The organism is Paenibacillus sp. JMULE4 (assembly GCF_013337105.1).
Classification (GTDB): Bacteria; Bacillota; Bacilli; order Paenibacillales; family NBRC-103111; genus Paenibacillus_G; species Paenibacillus_G naphthalenovorans.
In genome coordinates this window covers 214,145-236,496 of the sequence record NZ_SGWF01000019.1, presented here as the reverse complement: position 1 = coordinate 236,496, position 22,352 = coordinate 214,145, and the positions used below count along the sequence as shown (strand labels likewise).

Here is a 22,352-nt window from a genome sequence, read left to right as displayed (position 1 = left end):
CGCTGTTTTTCACCCTTACAGCTTCGAGACTGAGGGCCGCTGCACGGTCCCTGCCCCGTCACTTTTCAAGCACGGTCCGCCTCAATCGCAGCCACAGCTGAGCGCGGCTTCGTCTGGGACCGGCGTCGGATAATGGTTGTCGAAGCAAGCGGTGCAATGCCCGCGGTTGTATTCGCCGCCGGGACGGCCAATGGCCGTGAGCAAGCCTTCCTTGCTCAGGAAGTGAAGAGAATCCGCGTTGATCGCCTGGCGAATCTCTTCCACCGACTTCACCGCGGCAATAAGCTCCTTGCGGCTGGGCGTATCGATGCCGTAGAAGCACGGGTTTTGGAACGGCGGCGAACTGATCCGCACGTGCACCTCCGAAGCACCCGCTTCGCGGAGCAGATTCACGATGCGCAAGGACGTCGTCCCGCGCACGATCGAGTCGTCGATCATGACGACGCGTTTGCCTTCCACAATGCTGCGTACCGCAGACAGCTTCATTTTCACGCCCTGCTCGCGCAGCTCTTGGCTCGGCTGGATGAACGTCCGGCCGGTATAGCGGTTTTTGATCAGCCCCAGCTCATAGGGGATGCCTGTCTGCTCGGCGTAACCGATGGCGGCAGAGATGCTGGAGTCCGGCACACCGGTGACGACATCCGCATCGACGAACGATTCGATCGCCAGCTGGCGCCCCATGCGTTTGCGCGCGGAGTGAATGTTCGTCGAATCGATGTCGCTGTCCGGCCGGGCAAAATAAATGTATTCCATCGCGCAAATGGCGCGCTGTTTAATCGGTGAGAAACGGTCTTCCGTCAATGTGCCGGTCTTAAGGTCCATGACCAACAGTTCGCCGGGTTCAATGTCCCGATAGTACTGGCCGCCGACCGTATCGAATGCGCACGACTCGGATGCGAACAGCTTAGCGGTTCCAAGACGGCCCATGACAAAGGGACGCAGCCCATATGGGTCCCTTGCGGCAATGAGCTTATCCTTGGTCATGAAAAGGAACGCATAGGCGCCCTCTACCTTCAGAAGCGTTTCTTTCACGGCGCTGACAATATCGTCGTGCTTGGAACGCGCAATCAAGTGCGCAACGACTTCCGTATCGCTCGTTGTTTGGAAGATGGAGCCTTCCTTCTCCAACTGGCGCTTGATGGCCGGGGCATTGGTCAGGTTGCCGTTCGTTGCAATCGCCAGATCCCCTTCCCGATACTTGAATACGAGCGGCTGCGCATTGGCCAGCTTGCTTTCGCCCGACGTAGAGTAACGCACGTGGGCGATCGCGTTGGTGCCAACCAACGTTCCAAGGTTTTCGTTATTGAACACTTCCTTCACGAGACCCATGCCGCGATGATAGTTGAACGAATCTCCTCCGGTTACGCAGATTCCCGCACTCTCCTGGCCGCGATGCTGGAGAGCATGCAAGCCGTAGTAGGAAAGCGAGGCCGCTTCGGAGTGGCCGAACACTCCGAAGACACCGCACTCTTCTCTCAGCTTATCGAACAGTCCGTCATGGCTGCTGCCGACCCCTTCATTATAATAATCTCCGGTCCACAGCTTCGGCACCTTGACGGAACTCGCCCCTTTGCCCTTGATATTGCCTAGTCCTTGTCCGCCGACTCTCAGTTCATCAGACATGGAATCGCATCCTTCCAAACCTTTTCTAGTTGTGTTACAGATGCATCAATAACCGATTTTCCATTGACTTGAACGTTCAATTCCTGTCCGCCAACCGTACCCAATACCTGCACAGGTACGCCCGCTTCCGACAGCAGCTTCTGCAGTTCTTCCGCCTTGTCCGGCGCGGCGCTGAGCAGAATGCGCGACTGGCTTTCGCTAAACAGCGCTACGTCATTGCGCAGTTCGCTGACAAAGTTCACCTTTGCACCGATCTTCCCGCTAATACAGCTCTCTGCCAATGCCACGGCCAGACCGCCTTCCGACAAGTCGTGAGCGGAGGCTACAAGTCCGCTTTGAATCGCACGCAGCACGGCATTCAGCAGCGTTTGCTCCACATCGAGGTCGATCTGCGGCGGACGGCCTTCCGTTACGCCGTGCAATACGTATTGGAACTCGCTGCCGCCAAGTTCCGCTTTCGTCTCGCCAAGCAAGAGAACGATATCGCCTTCGCGTTTAAAGCTCTGTGTCGTAATATGGTCGATATCATGAACCAGACCGACCATACCGACAACCGGAGTCGGGTAAATCGCACCTTTGGCGTTCTCGTTGTACAAGCTGACATTTCCTCCGATTACCGGCGTATTCAGCTTGCGGCATGCTTCCGCCATCCCGTCGACCGCTTTCTCCAGCTGCCAGAAAATTTCCGGCTTCTCCGGACTGCCGAAGTTCAGGTTATCCGTAATGGCCAGTGGCTCCGCTCCCGAGCACACGTTGTTCCGAGCCGCTTCAGCTACGGCGATGCGTCCGCCAACCTCAGGATCCAGGTAGACAAAACGTCCGTTGCAGTCCGTCGACATTGACAGCGCCTTACGGGAGCCGCGAATCGTGATCACCGCCGCATCCGAGCCCGGTTGAACCGCGGTTGAAGTCCGCACCATATAATCATATTGGTTGTATATCCATTCCTTGCTGGCTACCGTAGGCGATGCCAATACCTTCATGAGCGCATCGTTCAGATCGGTAACCTCAGGGTAGCGAAGGGTGTCGATACGGCCGTTTTCCTCATAATAAGCAGGCACAGCCGAAGGCTTATGGTACATCGGAACATCGTCCACAAGCGCTTTAACCGGCATATTGCCGACCAGCTCGCCCTTATGGTAAAGCTTCAGGTTGCCGTCGTCCGTCACCTTACCGACCTTATGACAAGGTAAGCCCCAACGTTCAAAAATCGCTTTCGCCTGCGCTTCATGCTCGGGCTTCACCACGAACAGCATCCGTTCCTGGGATTCTGACAGCATCATCTCGTAAGGCGTCATGCCTTCTTCGCGCTGCGGCACCTCATCGAGGTAAAGCTCCATGCCGTTGCCCGCTTTGCTGGCCATCTCGGAGCTGGAACAGGTAAGCCCGGCGGCGCCCATATCTTGAATGCCGACAACGATTCCCGAGTTGATCAGCTCAAGGCAGGCTTCGAGCACCAGCTTCTCCATGAACGGATCGCCGACTTGAACGGCCGAGCGCTTGGATTCCGACTTTTCAGACAAATCCTCGGAAGCGAACGTCGCCCCGTGAATGCCGTCGCGTCCTGTTGCCGGACCCACGTAGAATACCGGGTTGCCGACGCCTTTGGCCACGCCTTTTTGAATTTTGTCATGCTCAATGATACCGACACACATCGCGTTGACGAGCGGATTGCCCTCATAGCTCTCGTCGAACATCACTTCGCCGCCCACCGTCGGAATTCCGATACAGTTACCGTACCCCGCAATGCCCGATACGACGTTCTCAAATAAATATTTCACACGATCGTTGGTCAGCTTGCCGAAACGCAGGCTGTTCAATAAAGCAACCGGACGCGCGCCCATCGAGAAAATATCGCGGATAATGCCGCCCACGCCGGTAGCCGCGCCTTGATACGGCTCAACGGCCGACGGGTGGTTGTGGCTTTCGATCTTAAACACCACCGCCTGGTTGTCTCCGATATCCACGATACCGGCCCCTTCACCAGGTCCCATCAGGACTTTTGGTCCACTGGTCGGGAATTTTTTCAATACCACCTTGGAGTTTTTGTAGGAGCAGTGCTCCGACCACATGACGCTGAATACGCCGATCTCTACGTAATTCGGTTTCCGTCCGAGGAACCCGCAAATCTGTTCATACTCCGAGTCCGTAACGCCGAACTGCCTGTAAATCTGCTGCTCTGCAATTTGTTCCGCTGTTGGTTCCTTAGCCGATAGCTGCTGCGCCATGCTTCTCCCTCCAAGTGCTCAATATCGATGTAAACATCCTCCGTCCGTCCGCCGAGCCCAAGATCTCATGCACCGCACGCTCCGGGTGAGGCATCATGCCAAGCACGTTGCCCTCACGGTTGCAAATCCCTGCAATATCGTCCACCGAACCGTTCGGATTGCTGCCTGCTTCATATCGGAAAACGATCTGGTTATTGGCCTTCAGCTCAGCCAGCGTCGCCTCGTCGCAGTAGTAATTGCCTTCGCCGTGAGCGATCGGAATGTTGATCAGTTCGCCCTTGTTGTATTCTTTGGTGAAGGGGGTATCCGTGTTTTCCACTTGCAGAAGTGCCGCGTGGCAGCGGAACTTCAAGGACCGGTTGCGCAGCATCGCGCCTGGAAGCAGCCCCGATTCGAGCAAGATTTGGAATCCGTTGCAAATGCCGAGTATATATTTGCCTAGCGCCGCGGCTTGAACCAAAGCGTTCATCACAGGAGCAAACCGTGCGATAGCGCCTGTACGCAAATAATCGCCATAGGAAAAGCCCCCGGGAAGGATGATGCAGTCATATTTCGACAAATCCGTCTCTGTATGCCATACATAATCCACAGGCTGTCCGATCGTATCCTCCACCGCTTTATAGCAGTCGATATCGCAGTTGGAGCCCGGAAATACCAGTACCGCAAAATTCATTGTTCGTGCTCCTCCTTTTATTAGGCCTGTACCAGCTCGAAACGGTAGTCCTCGATCACCGTGTTGGCCAACAACTTTTCACACATGGCCTTCAAACGCTCTTCCGCAGCCGCGCGGTCATCGGTGTTCAATTCCACTTCCAGATACTTGCCGATTCTTACTTTCTCCACCTCGTCAAAACCCATTGAATGGAGCGCGCCTTGAACGGCGGTTCCCTGAACATCTAGTACGCTTTGCTTGATCGTTACATACACGGTCGCTTTAAACATCGGATAAGTACCTCCTGCAAAATGTTTGTTCGTTCGATCTACCGCAGAGCGGCAATTACCCTTGCACCAAACGGTTATAAATATCGCGGTAACGCTTGGATGTTTCTTCCACTACATGCAGCGGCAAAGGATCCGGCTCGCTGTTCTTGTCCCAGCCTGTGCCTGCCAAATACGTACGTACCGGCTCCTTATCCATACCGTCGATCTCAATATCGAGCTCGTACTTTTCCTGCGCCCAGAATCGGGAGGAGTCCGGAGTAAAAATTTCATCAATTAATATAATTTCGCCGTCAATAAGTCCAAACTCAAATTTCGTATCCGCCAAAATGATGCCGCGCTCGGCACAAATCGCATGAGCAAACTCGTACAGCCGGATGCTCTTTTCCTGCAGCTGTTCCGTGAGCTCCGCTCCAACCAGCTCTTTCATCCGCTCTATGGAAATGTCTTCGTCATGTCCGACATCGTTCTTTGCAGCAGGGGTGAAAATCGGTTGGGGAAACCGCTCGTTTTTCCGCATTCCTGCCGGAAGCTTATGTCCGTTCACCTCGCCTGTCTGCTGATACTGGCGCCAGCCGCCGCCCGTAATATACCCGCGGACCACGCATTCGATATCGATCCGCTCTGCTTTGCGCGTAACCATAAAGCGGTCCTTCATCACCTCGCGGTCCGTAATCAGATCGCCGAGCTTATCCACATCCCCATGAACCATATGATTCGGCTGTATCGAAGCCGTCCGCTCAAACCAGAACTTGCTCAAGCTGTTCAGTACGTTGCCCTTGTCCGGCACCGCCGGGCTGAGCACCCAGTCGAATGCCGAGATCCGGTCGGTGACCGCAATCAGATAGTGTTCGCCGAGATCGTACAGTTCCCGCACCTTGCCCTTATACAGCAGCGGAGCCTTCACATAGGCTTCCGCGCTTGAAATGGCCGTTGTCGCAGCGCTCATCGTCCTCCTGGCCTCCCCTTTATCAGCTCAAGCCCAAACGCTTGAAAATCGTATCCACATGCTTTAAATGCCAGCTCGGATCAAATGCATCCTCGATCTCTTCCAAGCTCAAAACTTCCCGTACCGCCGGCGTATTCTCAATAATTTCGCGGAACGAGCGCTGCTCTTCCCACGCCTGCATCGCTCGCGGCTGAACCGTATCGTATGCCTGCTCGCGGCTGAAGCCCTTGTCGATCAGCTTTGTCATTACGCGACCGGAGAAAGGTACGCCGTATGTGCTTTGCATGTTGCGCTTCATATTTTCCGGGAACACCGTCAAGTTTTTCACGATGTTGCCCAAACGGTTCAGCATATAGTTAAGCAAAATCGTCGCATCCGGTAAAATAATACGTTCCACGGACGAATGGGAAATATCTCTCTCATGCCACAGCGTAACGTTCTCGTATGCGGACACCATATGACCGCGGATCACACGCGCCAAACCGGAGATGCTTTCGCAGCCGATCGGATTGCGTTTGTGCGGCATAGCCGACGAGCCCTTCTGTCCCTTGGCGAACGGCTCCTCCACCTCGCGGAACTCGCTCTTTTGCAGCGCGCGGATTTCCGTCGCAAATTTGTCCAGCGAAGTCGCGATCAAAGCGAGCGTAGCCATATACTCAGCGTGGCGGTCGCGCTGCAGCGTCTGCGTCGAGATCGGTGCGGGCTTCGTGCCGAGCTTGCCGCACACGTATTCCTCTACGAACGGGTCGATGTTGGCGTATGTGCCTACGGCGCCGGAGATTTTACCGTACTGTACGCCGTCGGCAGCATAGCGGAACCGCTCCAGATTGCGTTTCATTTCCTCATACCAGAGCGCCATTTTCAAGCCGAAGGTCGTAGGCTCGGCATGTACGCCATGCGTCCGTCCCATCATCGGCGTATGTTTATAAGCGATGGCTTTGTCACGAACAATATCGATGAAGTTTATGATGTCCCGTTCCAGAATTTCGTTGGCTTGCTTGAGCAAATAACCGAGAGCCGTATCCACCACGTCCGTCGAGGTCAGACCGTAATGCACCCATTTGCGTTCAGGTCCCAACGTTTCGGATACCGCACGGGTGAACGCAATGACGTCGTGGCGGGTTTCCTGTTCAATTTCGTAGATGCGCTCAATATCAAAGCTTGCCTTTTTGCGCAGCTCGACAACATCTTCCTTCGGAATGACGCCCAACTCGGACCAGGCTTCACAAGAAAGCAGCTCCACTTCCAGCCAAGCCTTGAATTTGTTTTCTTCCGTCCAAATAGCGCCCATTTCGGGTCTTGTATAGCGATTGATCATTGGTTCCCCATCCTTCGTTTAATTCTTTTCTATAGATTCCCAAATATGTGAAGCCTCTATCCAATGAAATGCCGCTTCCACCGTTTCGGACAGCAGATTGACGTGTCCCATTTTCCTTCCTGTTTTGGCTTCATGCTTGCCGTACAAGTGGAGCTTCGCCGTCACGCCGGGCACAACCCGCTCCGATTCCGCATTCACGATCCAATCCAGCAACGGCTGTACGTGCTCGCCCAATACGTTAACCATCACTACAGAAGAGAGCAGCGCCGTATCGCCCAGCGGAAGGTTGCATATCGCCCGGATATGCTGCTCGAATTGCGATGTCCGGCACGCATCCATCGTATAATGACCGGAGTTATGCGGACGCGGCGCAAGCTCGTTGACGTACAGCTCTCCATCGGCCGTCAGAAACATCTCTACTGCAATCAGACCGATCACATCGAGCTCTTCGGCAATTTGCCGCGCCATCGCTTCCGCCTTCTTCAACACGGCTTCCGGCGCACGAGCCGGAACAATGGACAGATGCAAAATATTGTTCACATGCACGTTCTCGGCCGGCGGAAATACCTTGACTTCCCCCCGCGGGCTTCTGGCCGCAATCACGGATATTTCTTTCTCAAACCGGATAAACTGCTCAAGTACCAGCTCCGTTTTGGCCTTGCTCAAAGCGTCATAAGCCTCATGCACTTCTTCCAGCGAACGGATGATCCATTGGCCCTTGCCGTCATAGCCGCCCGTTGCCGTTTTGAGCACGCAGGGGGTTCCAAACCGCCGTACCGCTTCACGCAGCTCCTCTTCATTTTTGATCTCCGCATAAGGCGCTACCTTGACTCCGGCAGCTTCAATCGCCCGTTTCTCGCGCAGCCGATGCTGCGTGGTGTAAAGCAATCGGCTGCCCTGCGGCACATACGATTCGGCCATCAACAGGGAAGTCACTCCCGCATCCACGTTCTCGAATTCATACGTAATGACATCCGACTGTTCCGCTAACTGCCTTGCCGCCGCCGCATCGTAATATTCTGCAACGATCTGGCGATCGGCCACCTGTCCGCAGGGCGCATCCGGCATCGGATCCAACGTAACAAAGCGGTAGCCCATCGCGCGTCCGGCCAAAGCCAGCATCCGGCCAAGCTGCCCGCCTCCAAGGATGCCTATGGTTGCCCCCGGTGCAAGCACCCGATCAGGATTGTACGCCTTGCTTGCCATATTCTCTTGCGTCATTCCAGCACGCTCTTTTCCACTACCGTCTTTGCGATGCGCTCGCGCCGTTGCGTTATTTTCCGCTGCAGCTCCGGATCGAATGCCCCAAGCATCTGCGCTGCGAGAAGACCGGCATTCGTCGCCCCGGCATGTCCGATGGCCACCGTAGCGACGGGAACGCCGCCTGGCATCTGTACGATGGACAGCAGAGAATCCAGACCGTTCAACGTGGACGTTTTGACCGGAACGCCGATCACAGGCAGCACTGTCTTGGAGGCTACCATACCCGGCAGATGCGCGGCTCCGCCCGCGCCCGCAATAATCACCTTCAGCCCCCGCTCTTGTGCCGACGCTGCATATTCGAACATCAGGTCAGGCGTTCTGTGTGCCGAAACGACTTTTTTTCATAGGGCACACCCAGTTCCTCCAGCACGCCGCATGCATGCTTCATCGTCTCCCAGTCCGATTGACTGCCCATAATGACTCCTACAAGAACTGACATCCGTAAACCTCCATGTCGTTTATCATCTGGCTGATATAAAAACAAAAACGTCCTTTTGATAGACGCTGGACCGCTAATGCACAGTCTATCGGCAGGACGACAAGAAATATCCACAAGCGAAAGCTAAGGCCATTGCACCGCAGTGCAGACCTTCTATACTATCGCTCACTCGTAGTCCAAAAATTTAAGGTTTTCGGGTAGAAACTTTCGGGCCTTATTCCCGATGATATACGAGAGATTATTCGACTTTTTCCGAATGATTATCCATTCGCTGATACGTTTTCAGTTTAACAGGCTTTAACACCGGATGTCAACTACAAAAGACGAACATTAACTAAAAAGACATAAATAATAGTTCGCATTTCGTACCCTATTCATTCAGATTTTTCCTGATAGTGGCATGTTTTATTTTATATTCTTCAGTTCCTCGAGGCCGTCTTCGACTTCTGTCTTGGATAAATTGCCTGCAGCCAGCCGCTCTTCTTCGACAGAACGCCAGCGTTCGTACATGCGTATCCCTTCATCCAGCACCGTTATCCACTCCTCACGGAGATGTTCATCCTCGTTTAGCTCGTCCAATAAATGAAATAAAACATCCTCGCTTTTGGCATATTGTCCGCAATCCTCATAATAAAAAACAAGCTTATGCATGGTATCCGTCGGCATAGACGCACGGTTCGCGAGAGCCAGCGCCGCATCGATCCGCTCTTTGAACATCCCGCCCAATTCATCCCGGGGATCCATCTCCCTGGCGGTGAGCAGCAAGTCCAGCGCCTTTAAGCCATCCTTAATTGCAGCAGCCGCGTGACCGCTCTCTTTCTGTGCAGCGCCCCGCGCGTTCAGCATATCTCCTAAAGCCAGCACTTTTCCTTGATCGACATGTCCGTCCTTGGAAAGCAGTGCGAGCAAATCCTTGGTAGATAAAGCGTGAATCAGCCTGGAATTCAGCCCTAACAATTGACGCATGGCCTGATTCAACAGTTCAAGGGCTTCCTGCAAACGTTGATTTTTCCTTGCGAACATTACTTTATGCAGCACTTCCGTCGTCTGCTCAATCAACCGCATGAGATAATCGCGTCTGTACATGATCTCTTCCCTTCAATTCTGGCCGTGTCGTTCTTTTTATTGTACAGGATTATGCAGCATGAGGAAAACCGGCGCTAGAAGCAATTCCATTATGAGGGAATGATTGGTTGATTTTGTGCATTGAACCGGAACATTATCCTATGTTAGGCTTTTAAAAGCCGAATCGTACAGCTTAATTATGTGTACGTACGGGGGACTAAGCACTTGGGGTGAATGCTTGCAGGCTGCACGGCTGCGCTAGGGAACAACCTCTTCCCGAACCCGACAACTAACCTCGGAGGCAAAAACAGGAGGGACGCATCATGAATTTTCGTTTCAAAAACATGCTCCTGGCATGTGTATTTGCCGTGCCTTCAGTTTTAACGGCATCTATACCCGCACATGCGCAGGAACCTGTACGCCTGGCTGATGACGTCAAGGTACAGGTAAACAAAAAGCTCGTGGCATTTCCGGATGCACAGCCTTTTGTGGATGAGAATCACAAACTTCAGGTCCCCGCGAGAGCGGTTACGGACAAGCTCGGGTACAAGCTTCAGTGGGAACAAGACGGTTCCCGATTCACCATTACAATACAGAGCAGCGACAAAACCGTTTCGCTGTCGACCGGTGACCGGAGCATGACGGTTAACGGAAAACCGACTCAAATTACGGACCCGGCCAAGTTTGTAGACGGACGCGTGTATGTCCCTTTTCGGCTGATTTCCGATACTTTCGGAATCAAAACCCAATGGGACAAGATCAACCGGATCGCGATTCTCAGCACGGACGGCCAATATCATGCTCCCGCATGGTACCGGCCGGTGAACAAGGTTAGCAAGGTACCGAATTATTCCAAAGTGATCGTAGCCAAGGCTACGGCCTATACTGCTTCTGCCGATGAGAACGGCGGTTATGCGGGACTCGACTATATGGGCAACCCGCTGCGTCTGGGTACCATTGCCGTAGATCCGTCCGTGATCCCGCTCGGCTCTAAAGTGTATGTCGAGGGTTATACGTATGATGGTCTTCCTGCCGGCGGAATGTACGCCACGGCAACCGATACAGGAGGTGCGGTGAAAGGCAACCGCATAGACATTTTCCTGCCTGAGAGCAAAAATAAAGCAAGAATGTTCGGAATTCAACAAGTAAAAGTATATATTCTCGGTTCATGATCTTATTTGATTCTCATCCATAGCACGAAGCGGCCGTCTCTCCATCGAGGCGGCTGCTTTTTTTTGGCTGCCGGACTTGCCGCATACTTTTGTTCTGACGTCCAAAACCTAAGATGGTCATGTCAGAACGGAGGTCGATTCGTTATGCATCGCCGTATATGTAGGTTCATGATTGCTTTGGTGGTCCTGTTTCTTACTGGCGCCGCTCCCTCAAACAGCGAGGTCGTATGGAACGTCGAGACGGATCAGAAGCTGATCGCACTTACGTTTGATGATGGACCGAATCCGGTGTATACGCCGCAGATTTTGGATTTGCTGAATCAATACGGGGCTAAAGGCACTTTTTTCGTTATTGGCAAACGCGTGCAGATGTACCCTGCCATTGCCATCCGCGAGGTAAACGAGGGACATGAAATCGCCAATCATACGTTCGATCATCATTACTTGAAAAACTTTCCCCCCGAACGTCTCATAGAAGAAATCCGCCAAACCCAGGAGGTTATATTCGATATCACAGAACAAATGCCGCACGTTTTCCGTCCCCCTGGAGGTTTTTACAATGATGCCCTGCTTCAATCTGTCAAAAAGGATCAACTTACGGTCGTGATGTGGTCTTGGTATCAGGATACGCAGGATTGGAAAAAGCCGGGCGTAGACAAAATTGTCCGCCAGGTTCTGGACAATGCCCACAACGGCGATATTGTGCTGTTCCACGATCTTCAAGGGGACTGCACCCAGACCGTAGAGGCTCTTAAACAAATTTTACCCGAGCTGACACGGCGGGGTTATCAGTTCGTCACCGTATCGGATTTGATTGCCAAAACACGCAAATAAACCGTTTATCTTCAAAAGATGTGATCATGGTGCGGTCGGGATGTCCTATGATATAATCAATTGGAATTCAATAAGCTATGTTATGAGGGATATCATGCTTTCTTTTGAAGAAAAACGTGCCGTTGTGGAATCGTTCCCGGAGTTGGAACGTAAAAATGTATCCTTGGGCCGGATCAATTATCATTATGAAAAAAGCGCCCATGACAAAAAGATTGTGGTTTATCATCTGCATCCGAACGGTAACGGTTTTGTTTATGCCGGTCTTCTGTATGGTTACGATCAGGATGACAAAGGCTTGGTCAATATTCGTGATTTCTCCAAGGAACAGCTTCATGCGATCATAGAGGCCTCCATCCGCTCTCTCTCCCCGAGAACAACAGAGGAACAGGCCATTATTGGAGATGCAAAAGAAGAAAGATGGATCGGTCCGGATAACCATACGCTTGTGCTGCTGGAAGAAGACGAAATGTGGTATGTGTACTCGGGACTTCATCTGGAGTCCGCTTTTGACACCTATGATGAGGCGATCAAATATCTACACGATGAAGGATTTTCACGTATGTAGCTTTATCGCTTAGGGTTTCTGGACCACGCTTGGTGTTCAAGGCACCTCACTCTTGGTTGGGATGGGGTGCCTTTGCCTTTGTTTTTTGTATCATATACTTGTTCAGGATCATGGGAAAGGAGCGGCGCCGCATGGTTTTCAGAGAGCAACACGCTTACTTGAGGAGTATCGAGCTGTTAAGGGACCGGATTCCCTCATTTACAGCATACCCGTTTAATCTTCCTTCCTTGCGCGAACTCACCTCTTTGCCTTTGCACCCCAAAGTAACCTATATTATAGGCGAGAACGGAATGGGAAAATCCACACTGCTTGAAGCGGCGGCTATCGCATGGGGATTTAATCCGGAGGGCGGCAGTCTCCATTTTACATTTTCTACCCATTCATCGCATTCCGAGCTGCACCGCTATATCCGTTTGGTACGCGGAGTCCGTAAACCGAAAGACGGCTTCTTTTTCCGCGCCGAAACCTATTACAACCTGGCAACGAACATTGATGAAATGGATCGTGAGCAGTCCTCGGCCCCCCCTATCATACGGTCATATGGCGACAAATCACTGCACGAGCAATCCCATGGAGAATCGTTCTTCGCGGCTTTCCTTCACCGTTTCGGAGGGAATGGCCTTTACATTTTGGATGAGCCCGAGGCGGCCTTGTCTCCTTTTAAGCAGCTGTCCATGCTGGCCCGTATTCACGCTTTAGTGAACCGAAACTCCCAGTTTATTATTTCTACTCATTCTCCCATTTTAATGGGATATCCCGACGCTCTGATGTACAATCTTACGGACAAGGGCATTGAACAGATAACTCTGGAAGAAACCGATCATTATATCATTATGAAACAGTTCCTGCTAAACCGGGAACGGATGCTGAAGGAATTGTTCGCAGATGTGGAATAATCATAAAAGACCAATAGCAAGAGCAGGCATCCTTGTGCTTCCGCCGGATCCCTGCTCTTTCTCTAATGGCCTGTAACCGATCCATGAGGTCAGATTGGCTTTCCGTTCTTCTTCACATCAAACTTCCCGCTTCGGTTATCAACGGCTCCCGGCTGATTACCTACAGGAGGATCGATTTGTACGGCCTCATTCGTTGTCCGCGTATGATGCAGGTCGGTTGCTCCCGCGGCATGGGTTCCTAATTCGGCCAGTTCTTCATTTTCGTTGTTATTTTGCACTTTGCCCATGAACTCATTCCTCCTTGAGGTGTGGTTTGTGAACTTACGCTTTCCTTCGACGTAGCTTCCGAGCTTTTTGGAGTATTCGAATCTAGATCCGTCATCTCCATATATCAGCTTTCTTGCTGGATATCATTACAGCTCTAAAGTTGTAAATCTTCAGTTAGTATGCAGTCTGTTTGCCCTGATTCATTCAACCGCTCTTTACCAATAAAGGGAATATCGGAATGTTATGTATGTTAAAATCCAATTTACATCGAGGGAGGCTTCCATGTATAAGCGTAATATTATCCTGAAGTACAAAAAGCCTGCAAGTCATTTAATATGACTTGCAGGCTTTTTGAATACATTTGCTTGGCGACGTTCTACTCTCCCAGGACCCTGCGGTCCAAGTACCATCGACGCTGGAAGGCTTAACGGTCGTGTTCGGTATGGGTACGCGTGGTTCCCTTCCGCCATCATCACCAAACGTATTCATTTCTCAAGGCTTGCGCCCTGAAAACTGGATCGAAACCAAGCCGCTGATCATCTTCATGTGCTTTTTGGATAAGCCCTCGACCGATTAGTATTCGTCAGCTCCACACGTTGCCGTGCTTCCACCCCGAACCTATCTACCTCGTCGTCTACAAGGGGTCTTACTTACTGGGAAATCTCATCTTGAGGGGGGCTTCACGCTTAGATGCTTTCAGCGCTTATCCCTTCCGTACTTGGCTATCCAGCCGTGCCTCTGGCGAGACAACTGGTACACCAGCGGTACGTCCATCCCGGTCCTCTCGTACTAAGGACAGCTCCTCTCAAATTTCCTGCGCCCGCGACAGATAGGGACCGAACTGTCTCACGACGTTCTGAACCCAGCTCGCGTACCGCTTTAATGGGCGAACAGCCCAACCCTTGGGACCTACTTCAGCCCCAGGATGCGATGAGCCGACATCGAGGTGCCAAACCTCCCCGTCGATGTGGACTCTTGGGGGAGATAAGCCTGTTATCCCCAGGGTAGCTTTTATCCGTTGAGCGATGGCCCTTCCATTCGGTACCACCGGATCACTAAGCCCGACTTTCGTCCCTGCTCGACCTGTTTGTCTCGCAGTCAAGCTCCCTTTTGCCTTTGCACTCTGCGAATGATTTCCAACCATTCTGAGGGAACCTTGGGGCGCCTCCGTTACGCTTTAGGAGGCGACCGCCCCAGTCAAACTGCCCACCTGACACTGTCCCCATACCCGCTTAGGGCACCAGGTTAGAACTCCGATACGATCAGGGTGGTATCCCAACGTCGCCTCCACACAAGCTGGCGCTCATGCTTCTCTGGCTCCCACCTATCCTGTACAGATCGTACCAAAGTCCAATATCAAGCTGCAGTAAAGCTCCATGGGGTCTTTCCGTCTTGTCGCGGGTAACCTGCATCTTCACAGGTATTAAAATTTCACCGGATCTCTCGTCGAGACAGCGCCCAAGTCGTTACGCCATTCGTGCGGGTCAGAATTTACCTGACAAGGAATTTCGCTACCTTAGGACCGTTATAGTTACGGCCGCCGTTTACTGGGGCTTCGGTTCACAGCTTCGGGTTGCCCCTAACCGCTCCCCTTAACCTTCCAGCACCGGGCAGGCGTCAGCCCGTATACTTCGCCTTGCGGCTTCGCACAGACCTGTGTTTTTGCTAAACAGTCGCTTGGGCCTTTTCACTGCGGCCCCCTCGGGCTATTCACCCTACCGGGGCACCCCTTCTCCCGAAGTTACGGGGTCATTTTGCCGAGTTCCTTAACGAGAGTTCTTCCGCGCGCCTTAGCATTCTCTGCTCGCCTACCTGTGTCGGTTTGCGGTACGGGCACCTTCTCCCTGGCTAGAGGCTTTTCTTGGCAGCCTGAACTCATGACCTTCGGTACTCCAATTTTCCCTCCCCATCACAGCCCAGCCTTTCGATGTGCGGATTTGCCTGCACACCAGCCTCACTGCTTGGACGAGCATCCATCAGCTCGCGTCACTATCCTTCTGCGTCACCCCATCGCTCATAACGGTTCACGGTGGTACAGGAATTTCAACCTGTTGTCCTTCGACTACGCCTTTCGGCCTCGCCTTAGGTCCCGACTTACCCTGAGCGGACGAACCTTCCTCAGGAACCCTTAGGCTTTCGGCGGATCAGATTCTCACTGATCTTTTCGTTACTCATACCGGCATTCTCACTTGTAACCGCTCCAGCTGTCCTCACGATCAACCTTCTACGCTGTTACAACGCTCCCCTACCCCAGATATATTCATATCTAGCCATAGCTTCGGTGGTGTGTTTAGCCCCGTTACATTTTCGGCGCAGAGTCACTCGACCAGTGAGCTATTACGCACTCTTTGAATGGTGGCTGCTTCTAAGCCAACATCCTGGTTGTCTGCGCAACTCCACATCCTTTCCCACTTAACACACACTTGGGGACCTTAGCTGATGATCTGGGCTGTTTCCCTCTTGACAATGGATCTTAGCACTCACTGTCTGACTCCCGGGTTAACGTCTGTGGCATTCAGAGTTTGACTGGACTTGGTAACCCTTGGCGGGCCCCGCACCCAATCAGTGCTTTACCTCCACGACGCATCTCCCGAGGCTAGCCCTAAAGCTATTTCGGGGAGAACCAGCTATCTCCGAGTTCGATTGGAATTTCTCCGCTACCCCCACCTCATCCCCGAATTTTTCAACATTCGTGGGTTCGGGCCTCCAGTGCGTGTTACCGCACCTTCACCCTGGACAGGGGTAGATCACACGGTTTCGGGTCTACGCCTGCAAACTCATTCGCCCTGTTCAGACTCGCTTTCGCTGCGGCTTCGGCTTCTCACCTTAACCTCGCTTGCAAACGTAACTCGCCGGTTCATTCTACAAAAGGCACGCCATCACTCATTAACGAGCTCTGACTTCTTGTAAGCACACGGTTTCAGGTTCTCTTTCACTCCGCTCCCGCGGTTCTTTTCACCTTTCCCTCACGGTACTGCTTCACTATCGGTCGCCAGGGAGTATTTAGCCTTGGCAGATGGTCCTGCCGGATTCCCACGAGGTTTCACGTGTCTCGCGGTACTCGGGATCCGTCTAGGGCTTTCGCAGAATTTCGGCTACAGGGCTGTTACCTTCTCTGGCCGGCCTTTCCAGACCGCTTCACCTACTCTGCTCAACCCACGTTGACGTCCCACAACCCCAGGGGGCAAGCCCCCTGGTTTGGGCTAATCCGCTTTCGCTCGCCGCTACTGACGGAATCACTTTTGTTTTCTTTTCCTGAGGGTACTTAGATGTTTCAGTTCCCCTCGTCTGCCTCCTATGCAGCTATGTATTCACTGCATGGTACGTATCTATTACGATACGCAGGTTTCCCCATTCGGACATCCCCGGATCAAAGCCTGCTTACGGCTCCCCGAGGCATTTCGTCGTTCGCCACGTCCTTCATCGGCTCCTGGCGCCTAGGCATCCTCCGTGTGCTCTTATTAGCTTAACCAATTTGGTTATTCGGTACCGACACTTACGTATCGGCTGCTGACGATTTTCTTACGAAAATCGCAGCGGGATGATTCAGCATTTTGCTTCGTTTCGATATCCAGTTTTCAAGGAACAAACGTATTTTCGCTGCCGTTTTACCGGCAGGAAAGGCATCTTACCATGCTCCGGCTTGCCGATGCAACCATCAACTTTTGCCAAGAACACGCTAAGCTTTGAAAGGCATTGCACCTTTCAAAACTGAACACGAGTGAGTGCCGTTGCAACTTGCGTTGCAGATTTGTCCGCTGACCTACCGTCAGCATGGACTCCATAGAAAGGAGGTGATCCAGCCGCACCTTCCGATACGGCTACCTTGTTACGACTTCACCCCAATCATCTACCCCACCTTCGGCGGCTGGCTCCTTGCGGTTACCCCACCGACTTCGGGTGTTGTAAACTCTCGTGGTGTGACGGGCGGTGTGTACAAGACCCGGGAACGTATTCACCGCGGCATGCTGATCCGCGATTACTAGCAATTCCGACTTCATGCAGGCGAGTTGCAGCCTGCAATCCGAACTGAGACCGGCTTATAAGGATTCGCTCCGGATCGCTCCTTCGCTTCCCGTTGTACCGGCCATTGTAGTACGTGTGTAGCCCAGGTCATAAGGGGCATGATGATTTGACGTCATCCCCACCTTCCTCCGGTTTGTCACCGGCAGTCAACTTAGAGTGCCCAACTTAATGCTGGCAACTAAGCTCAAGGGTTGCGCTCGTTGCGGGACTTAACCCAACATCTCACGACACGAGCTGACGACAACCATGCACCACCTGTCTCCTCTGTCCCGAAGGAAAGGTACATCTCTGTACCGGTCAGAGGGATGTCAAGACCTGGTAAGGTTCTTCGCGTTGCTTCGAATTAAACCACATACTCCACTGCTTGTGCGGGTCCCCGTCAATTCCTTTGAGTTTCACTCTTGCGAGCGTACTCCCCAGGCGGAGTGCTTATTGTGTTGACTTCGGCACCAAGGGTATCGAAACCCCTAACACCTAGCACTCATCGTTTACGGCGTGGACTACCAGGGTATCTAATCCTGTTTGCTCCCCACGCTTTCGCGCCTCAGCGTCAGTTACAGTCCAGAAAGCCGCCTTCGCCACTGGTGTTCCTCCACATCTCTACGCATTTCACCGCTACACGTGGAATTCCGCTTTCCTCTCCTGCACTCAAGCCACCCAGTTTTCGGTGCGATCCGGGGTTGAGCCCCGGGCTTATACACCAAACTTAAGCGGCCGCCTGCGCGCGCTTTACGCCCAATAATTCCGGACAACGCTTGCCCCCTACGTATTACCGCGGCTGCTGGCACGTAGTTAGCCGGGGCTTTCTTCTCAAGTACCGTCACCCTCAGGGCAGTGACTCCCCAAGGCGTTCTTCCTTGGCAACAGAGCTTTACGATCCGAAAACCTTCTTCACTCACGCGGCGTTGCTCCGTCAGACTTGCGTCCATTGCGGAAGATTCCCTACTGCTGCCTCCCGTAGGAGTCTGGGCCGTGTCTCAGTCCCAGTGTGGCCGATCACCCTCTCAGGTCGGCTACGCATCGTCGCCTTGGTGAGCCGTTACCCCACCAACTAGCTAATGCGCCGCAGGCCCATCTGTAAGCCACAGCTTGCACCGTGTTTCTTGATCCCTCCATGCGGAGAAACCACCTATCCGGTCTTAGCTACCGTTTCCGGTAGTTATCCCGGTCTTACAGGCAGGTTGCCTACGTGTTACTCACCCGTCCGCCGCTCCAGGGGGGCTCCCGTAAGGGTGCACCCCTAGCGCTCGACTTGCATGTATTAGGCACGCCGCCAGCGTTCGTCCTGAGCCAGGATCAAACTCTCCATGAAAGAAAAGCTGATTAGCTCATACATCTACTACTGGCGAGAATCTCTCGATTCTCTATCTTTACACTCACTCGTTGTTCAGTTTTCAAAGGGCAATTTCATTCTCTTAAAAGTTTCCGATAAATCCGATCAATCTCAATTGACCTCCGGAATCAACTCTTATATATTATCACATTTCTCCTCAGCATGCAAGCATTTTTTCCAACCTTCATATTCAAGTTTCAAGTTGAATCTGTTTCAATGCCTGCCTCAGAAGCGACAAAGAGTAATATATCAAAAATGAAAATAGAAAGCAACTGTTTTATTTGTTGAAAATTTTCCATGGAGCAGTCCGATTCAACCTGCTCCATGATTATTCCAGTCTATACCGACCAGGCCTCGAGTTTTAACTGCGGTTCAGCTTTCATATCAAGCGCCGCAAACTGGCCGCGGCGGTATTTCAAGAACGCGGCGGCGCCGATCATCGCCGCATTGTCGGTGCACAAGCTAAGCGGCGGCGCGAGCAAAGGTACGCCTTCATGCCTACAGCGCGTTTCGAGCGCCGTTCTCAGACCCTTGTTGGCGGCTACCCCGCCCGCAAGCAGCAGCTGCTTTGCGCCAAACTTCCTCACGGCGCGAATGGCCTTTTCCACCAGGACGTCGATGACTGAGTCCTGGAACCCTCGCGCCACAGCCTCCGGGGCCAAAGGCTGCCCTTTCATGTTGGCCTGATTCAACACAGCCAACACAGCCGACTTCAGCCCGCTGAAGCTGAAGTCGTAAGAATCCGGCTCAAGCCATGCGCGGGGAAGCGTCACCGCTTCCGTCGCCTCATGCGCCAGACGATCAATATGAGGACCGCCGGGATACGGCAGCTTGAGTGCCCGTCCGACTTTGTCATAGGCTTCGCCAACGGCATCGTCTCTGGTTTGACCGATGATGCGGAAGCTCCCCTCGGATTCCACATGCACCAGCTCCGTATGTCCTCCCGACACCACAAGAGCCATAAAAGGATATTCCAACTTGTGCACCAGCTCGTTGGCATAAATATGGCCGGCAATGTGGTGTACGCCAATAAGAGGCAGGTCGAGGGCACAAGCGAAAGCTTTTGCGGCCACCACGCCAACCAGCAGCGAACCGACCAAGCCCGGGCCCTGGGTAACGGCAACAGCCGCCAACTGCTGCGGCTGCACCCCGGCCTGCGTCAGCGCCTCTTCCAGAATCCACGTGATCGATTCCACATGCTTCCGTGAAGCTACCTCCGGAACAACACCGCCGAATCTTTTATGAGTCTCCACCTGACTTGAAACCACGTTAGAAAGAATTTCCCGTCCGTCACGGACTACCGCTGCAGACGTTTCGTCGCAGCTCGTCTCCACCGCAAGAATATAAACGGGTGCCGAATCGCCTTCATTCCCATGGCTTATCATATGATCTCTATTCATATATGCAAACCTGCTTCCTGTTCCTGAATGTTAAAATCTCAGGATCGCAATTCTCATACTTCCTTACTTCATTGGTTTTGCAGAAACGAAATTGCTCAGTGTTCCTGAATGTCAAAATCTCAGGATCGCAATTCTCATACTTCCTTACTTCATTGGTTTTGCAGAAGCGAAATTGCTCGCCGTTATTTGCTTATACGGTTCGTTTTGGAAGATCCGCCCACATGATGATGGCATCTTCTTTATTATCCGTATAATATCCCCGGCGAACGCCTACAGACCGAAATCCCTTTTTCTCGTACAGCCGCTGGGCAATCTTGTTGGATGGGCGCACCTCAAGCGTCATCCGTACCGCCCCATAAAAGCTGGCGGTGCGCTGCATTTCCGTCAGCAATCGTTCTCCCAGCTTGCGACCCCGGTATTTTGCCCGGATCGCTATATTGGTGACATGCGCTTCTTCCATAATAAGCCACATTCCGCCGTAACCGGCGATCTCGCCGTCATGCTCAATCACAATATATTGGGCGAACTGATTGTTTGACAGCTCATTCTCAAAAGCCCCGGCGGTCCAGGGCGTAGTAAACGACTCCCGCTCGATCTCACAGATGACAGGTATGTCCTCTCGTCGCATCGCTCTGAATTGCACATCACTGTCAGGAATCGCTTCCGTTTCCTGTTTACGTTCCATAGCGGACCGTCCTCCTCTATGATCGTTGAGCGAGAAGCTTGGCTTCGGCCTCCGCCAGCTGCGTATAATTCGGAACCAACCCGTGAACATCCTCGGTTTCCCCCCGCTTCCATCGAATACGGCCGAGCTCTGCGACATGGCGGGCCCTCACGCCGTGAACCATTTCCTCCACACGCCCGGCACAGCGGGATGCAAAGGATCGAATCGACTCCGAATGCTGCTCAAGCTCACCGGTAAAGACGATCCGGTCCGGTTGGTGTTTAGCGGCATGCAATGCCAATTCCTCCGTCCAGGCGGCCATAAGCCGGATGCCGTCCGGGACGGCACACTTCCAGCCGGAGGCACCTGCCTCGTATAAAGCCGTGAATGCCTGATCCCTGCGCGCATCAATGAGAGGAATGAGCCATACCGTTTCGCGGGCTCTCTCCGTCTCTTTCAGAACGCGGTCCAGTGCGCCTAATTCACCGTCACGGACTTCCGACATTTCCCCGGTCATACCAAACGATGCTCCGGTCACAGCCGTTTCCGCCCCTCCGAGCGCCATGGCTTCCAATGTGGATACGCCAAACAGCGACAGTTTATGCGTCCATGCAAACGTCTTTGCTGCCGTTACTCCTATACGTACTCCCGTATACGATCCGGGGCCGACGCCTATGGCAAACCCGTTAAGCTCCGCCGGCTTGACGTCCACCTCCGTCATAAGACGCTTCATCGCGGGAATCAGGTGCAGCGAATGGTTTCTTTCCGCTTTCGACGTCATCTCTCCCAGCAGCTTGTCTTCCCGGGTGAGCGCAATCGTCATGGATGCCGTTGACGTATCCACGGAAAGCATCAGGCCGCCGTGCCGGCCGGTTTGATCCGTTCCCGTTCCAGTTATCATAAGTATCCGTTCTCCTTCAGTTTCAGGCACCATTCTTCGTAAGGTTCGCCATAGGGAATCAATTGGAAGCGCCGTCCTTGCTCACCATCATGCTCGATCCGCACAGCCAGCCGCTCGGGCGGCAGCAGGTCCTCGATAATGGACGCCCATTCAATCAAAGTCACGCCCTGACCGTAAAAATATTCGTCCAATCCAAGTTCGTCCGCCTCTTCGGCAGATAAGCGGTACACATCCATATGGTAAAAAGGAAACCGTTCTCCTTCATATTCTTTGATGATTGTAAAGGTAGGGCTGTTTACGATCTCCTTCACCCCGATCGCCTTCGCAACCGACTGGGAGAACGTGGTTTTACCGGCGCCCAGTTCCCCGTCCAGCGTCAGCACGGTGCCGGGAATAAACAACGAGGCTAAGCGTTCTGCCAGCCGAGACGTGTCCCCCACACTGCGTGACCTGTATTCATATAAGGGCAT

General features: G+C 52.9%; 17 protein-coding genes, 3 rRNA genes, 1 pseudogene and 2 riboswitches. Of the genes and pseudogenes, 4 read left to right on the top strand and 17 right to left on the bottom strand.

The genetic code is table 11. The annotated features are described in order from the left end of the window. Positions 1–81: 81 nt before the first annotated feature. From purF to EXW96_RS22580, 9 genes and pseudogenes are all read right to left on the bottom strand, one after another. On the bottom strand, positions 82–1,623 hold the full coding sequence (gene purF, locus EXW96_RS22620) for an amidophosphoribosyltransferase (protein ID WP_174351471.1): 1,542 nt from the start codon (positions 1,621–1,623) through the stop codon (positions 82–84). Beyond that, positions 1,608–3,851, bottom strand: coding sequence for a phosphoribosylformylglycinamidine synthase subunit PurL (purL, locus tag EXW96_RS22615; protein ID WP_062410698.1), 2,244 nt, complete (start codon positions 3,849–3,851; stop codon positions 1,608–1,610). The genes purF and purL overlap by 16 nt, the downstream gene beginning before the upstream one ends. Then, positions 3,829–4,524 carry a phosphoribosylformylglycinamidine synthase subunit PurQ gene (purQ, locus tag EXW96_RS22610; RefSeq protein WP_062410697.1) on the bottom strand — a complete coding sequence of 232 codons (696 nt, stop codon included), beginning with the start codon at positions 4,522–4,524 and terminating at the stop codon, positions 3,829–3,831. Before purQ ends, purL begins: the two co-directional genes overlap by 23 nt. Before the next feature lie 20 nt (positions 4,525–4,544). Further along, positions 4,545–4,793, bottom strand: a complete 249-nt coding sequence (purS, locus tag EXW96_RS22605; RefSeq protein WP_054819443.1) for a phosphoribosylformylglycinamidine synthase subunit PurS — start codon at positions 4,791–4,793, stop codon at positions 4,545–4,547. A 55-nt stretch (positions 4,794–4,848) separates the two neighbouring features. Next, positions 4,849–5,739 carry a phosphoribosylaminoimidazolesuccinocarboxamide synthase gene (locus EXW96_RS22600; protein ID WP_062410696.1) on the bottom strand — a complete coding sequence of 297 codons (891 nt, stop codon included), beginning with the start codon at positions 5,737–5,739 and terminating at the stop codon, positions 4,849–4,851. 22 nt (positions 5,740–5,761) lie between these two features. Then, positions 5,762–7,057, bottom strand: a complete 1,296-nt coding sequence (gene purB, locus EXW96_RS22595; RefSeq protein ID WP_174351470.1) for an adenylosuccinate lyase — start codon at positions 7,055–7,057, stop codon at positions 5,762–5,764. An 18-nt stretch (positions 7,058–7,075) separates the two neighbouring features. Next, a complete protein-coding gene (purK, locus tag EXW96_RS22590) occupies positions 7,076–8,278 on the bottom strand; it encodes a 5-(carboxyamino)imidazole ribonucleotide synthase (protein WP_174351469.1) in 1,203 nt (400 codons plus the stop codon). Continuing rightward, positions 8,275–8,759 (bottom strand): annotated as a pseudogene (purE, locus tag EXW96_RS22585) (5-(carboxyamino)imidazole ribonucleotide mutase). Before purE ends, purK begins: the two are co-directional and overlap by 4 nt. A 152-nt stretch (positions 8,760–8,911) precedes the next feature. Next, a riboswitch (purine riboswitch) is annotated at positions 8,912–9,013 on the bottom strand. Positions 9,014–9,164: 151 nt separating this feature from the next. After that, entirely contained in the window at positions 9,165–9,845 is a 681-nt protein-coding gene (locus EXW96_RS22580; RefSeq protein WP_174351468.1) for a DUF6483 family protein, read from the bottom strand. A gap of 146 nt (positions 9,846–9,991) precedes the next feature. After that, positions 9,992–10,143: riboswitch (cyclic di-AMP (ydaO/yuaA leader) on the top strand. 4 nt (positions 10,144–10,147) lie between these two features. On the opposite strand from EXW96_RS22580, the gene EXW96_RS22575 reads away from it, so the two are divergent. The 4 genes from EXW96_RS22575 to EXW96_RS22560 all read left to right on the top strand — a co-directional run bounded on the left by EXW96_RS22575 (position 10,148) and on the right by EXW96_RS22560 (position 13,291). Then, complete coding sequence (locus EXW96_RS22575) at positions 10,148–10,996, top strand: stalk domain-containing protein (RefSeq protein ID WP_054819439.1); 849 nt, start codon at positions 10,148–10,150, stop codon at positions 10,994–10,996. 144 nt (positions 10,997–11,140) lie between these two features. Then, complete coding sequence (locus EXW96_RS22570; RefSeq protein WP_174351467.1) at positions 11,141–11,830, top strand: polysaccharide deacetylase family protein; 690 nt, start codon at positions 11,141–11,143, stop codon at positions 11,828–11,830. A gap of 94 nt (positions 11,831–11,924) precedes the next feature. Further along, positions 11,925–12,395 carry a hypothetical protein gene (locus tag EXW96_RS22565; RefSeq protein ID WP_174351466.1) on the top strand — a complete coding sequence of 157 codons (471 nt, stop codon included), beginning with the start codon at positions 11,925–11,927 and terminating at the stop codon, positions 12,393–12,395. 131 nt (positions 12,396–12,526) lie between these two features. Then, complete coding sequence (locus EXW96_RS22560) at positions 12,527–13,291, top strand: AAA family ATPase (protein WP_174351465.1); 765 nt, start codon at positions 12,527–12,529, stop codon at positions 13,289–13,291. A gap of 89 nt (positions 13,292–13,380) precedes the next feature. Here the strand turns inward: EXW96_RS22560 and EXW96_RS22555 are convergent, their stop codons facing one another. The 8 genes from EXW96_RS22555 to tsaE all read right to left on the bottom strand — a co-directional run bounded on the left by EXW96_RS22555 (position 13,381) and on the right by tsaE (position 22,352). Continuing rightward, complete coding sequence (locus EXW96_RS22555; protein ID WP_174351464.1) at positions 13,381–13,578, bottom strand: hypothetical protein; 198 nt, start codon at positions 13,576–13,578, stop codon at positions 13,381–13,383. Between the two features lie 343 nt (positions 13,579–13,921). Then, positions 13,922–14,038: ribosomal RNA gene (gene rrf / locus EXW96_RS22550) — 5S ribosomal RNA — on the bottom strand. 73 nt (positions 14,039–14,111) lie between these two features. After that, positions 14,112–17,030 (bottom strand): 23S ribosomal RNA (locus tag EXW96_RS22545). 315 nt (positions 17,031–17,345) lie between these two features. Then, positions 17,346–18,896: ribosomal RNA gene (locus tag EXW96_RS22540) — 16S ribosomal RNA — on the bottom strand. Together the 16S, 23S and 5S rRNA genes form the textbook arrangement of a ribosomal RNA operon. Before the next feature lie 359 nt (positions 18,897–19,255). Then, positions 19,256–20,317 (bottom strand): tRNA (adenosine(37)-N6)-threonylcarbamoyltransferase complex transferase subunit TsaD, encoded by a 1,062-nt coding sequence (gene tsaD, locus EXW96_RS22535; RefSeq protein ID WP_083351216.1) that lies wholly within the window; start codon positions 20,315–20,317, stop codon positions 19,256–19,258. Positions 20,318–20,507: 190 nt separating this feature from the next. Then, complete coding sequence (rimI, locus tag EXW96_RS22530) at positions 20,508–21,002, bottom strand: ribosomal protein S18-alanine N-acetyltransferase (protein WP_074727350.1); 495 nt, start codon at positions 21,000–21,002, stop codon at positions 20,508–20,510. 16 nt (positions 21,003–21,018) lie between these two features. Beyond that, the gene (tsaB, locus tag EXW96_RS22525; protein WP_174351463.1) at positions 21,019–21,882 is read right to left on the bottom strand and encodes a tRNA (adenosine(37)-N6)-threonylcarbamoyltransferase complex dimerization subunit type 1 TsaB; all 864 of its coding nucleotides are present in this window, start codon (positions 21,880–21,882) and stop codon (positions 21,019–21,021) included. Continuing rightward, positions 21,879–22,352 (bottom strand): tRNA (adenosine(37)-N6)-threonylcarbamoyltransferase complex ATPase subunit type 1 TsaE, encoded by a 474-nt coding sequence (tsaE, locus tag EXW96_RS22520; protein ID WP_054819623.1) that lies wholly within the window; start codon positions 22,350–22,352, stop codon positions 21,879–21,881. Before tsaE ends, tsaB begins: the two co-directional genes overlap by 4 nt.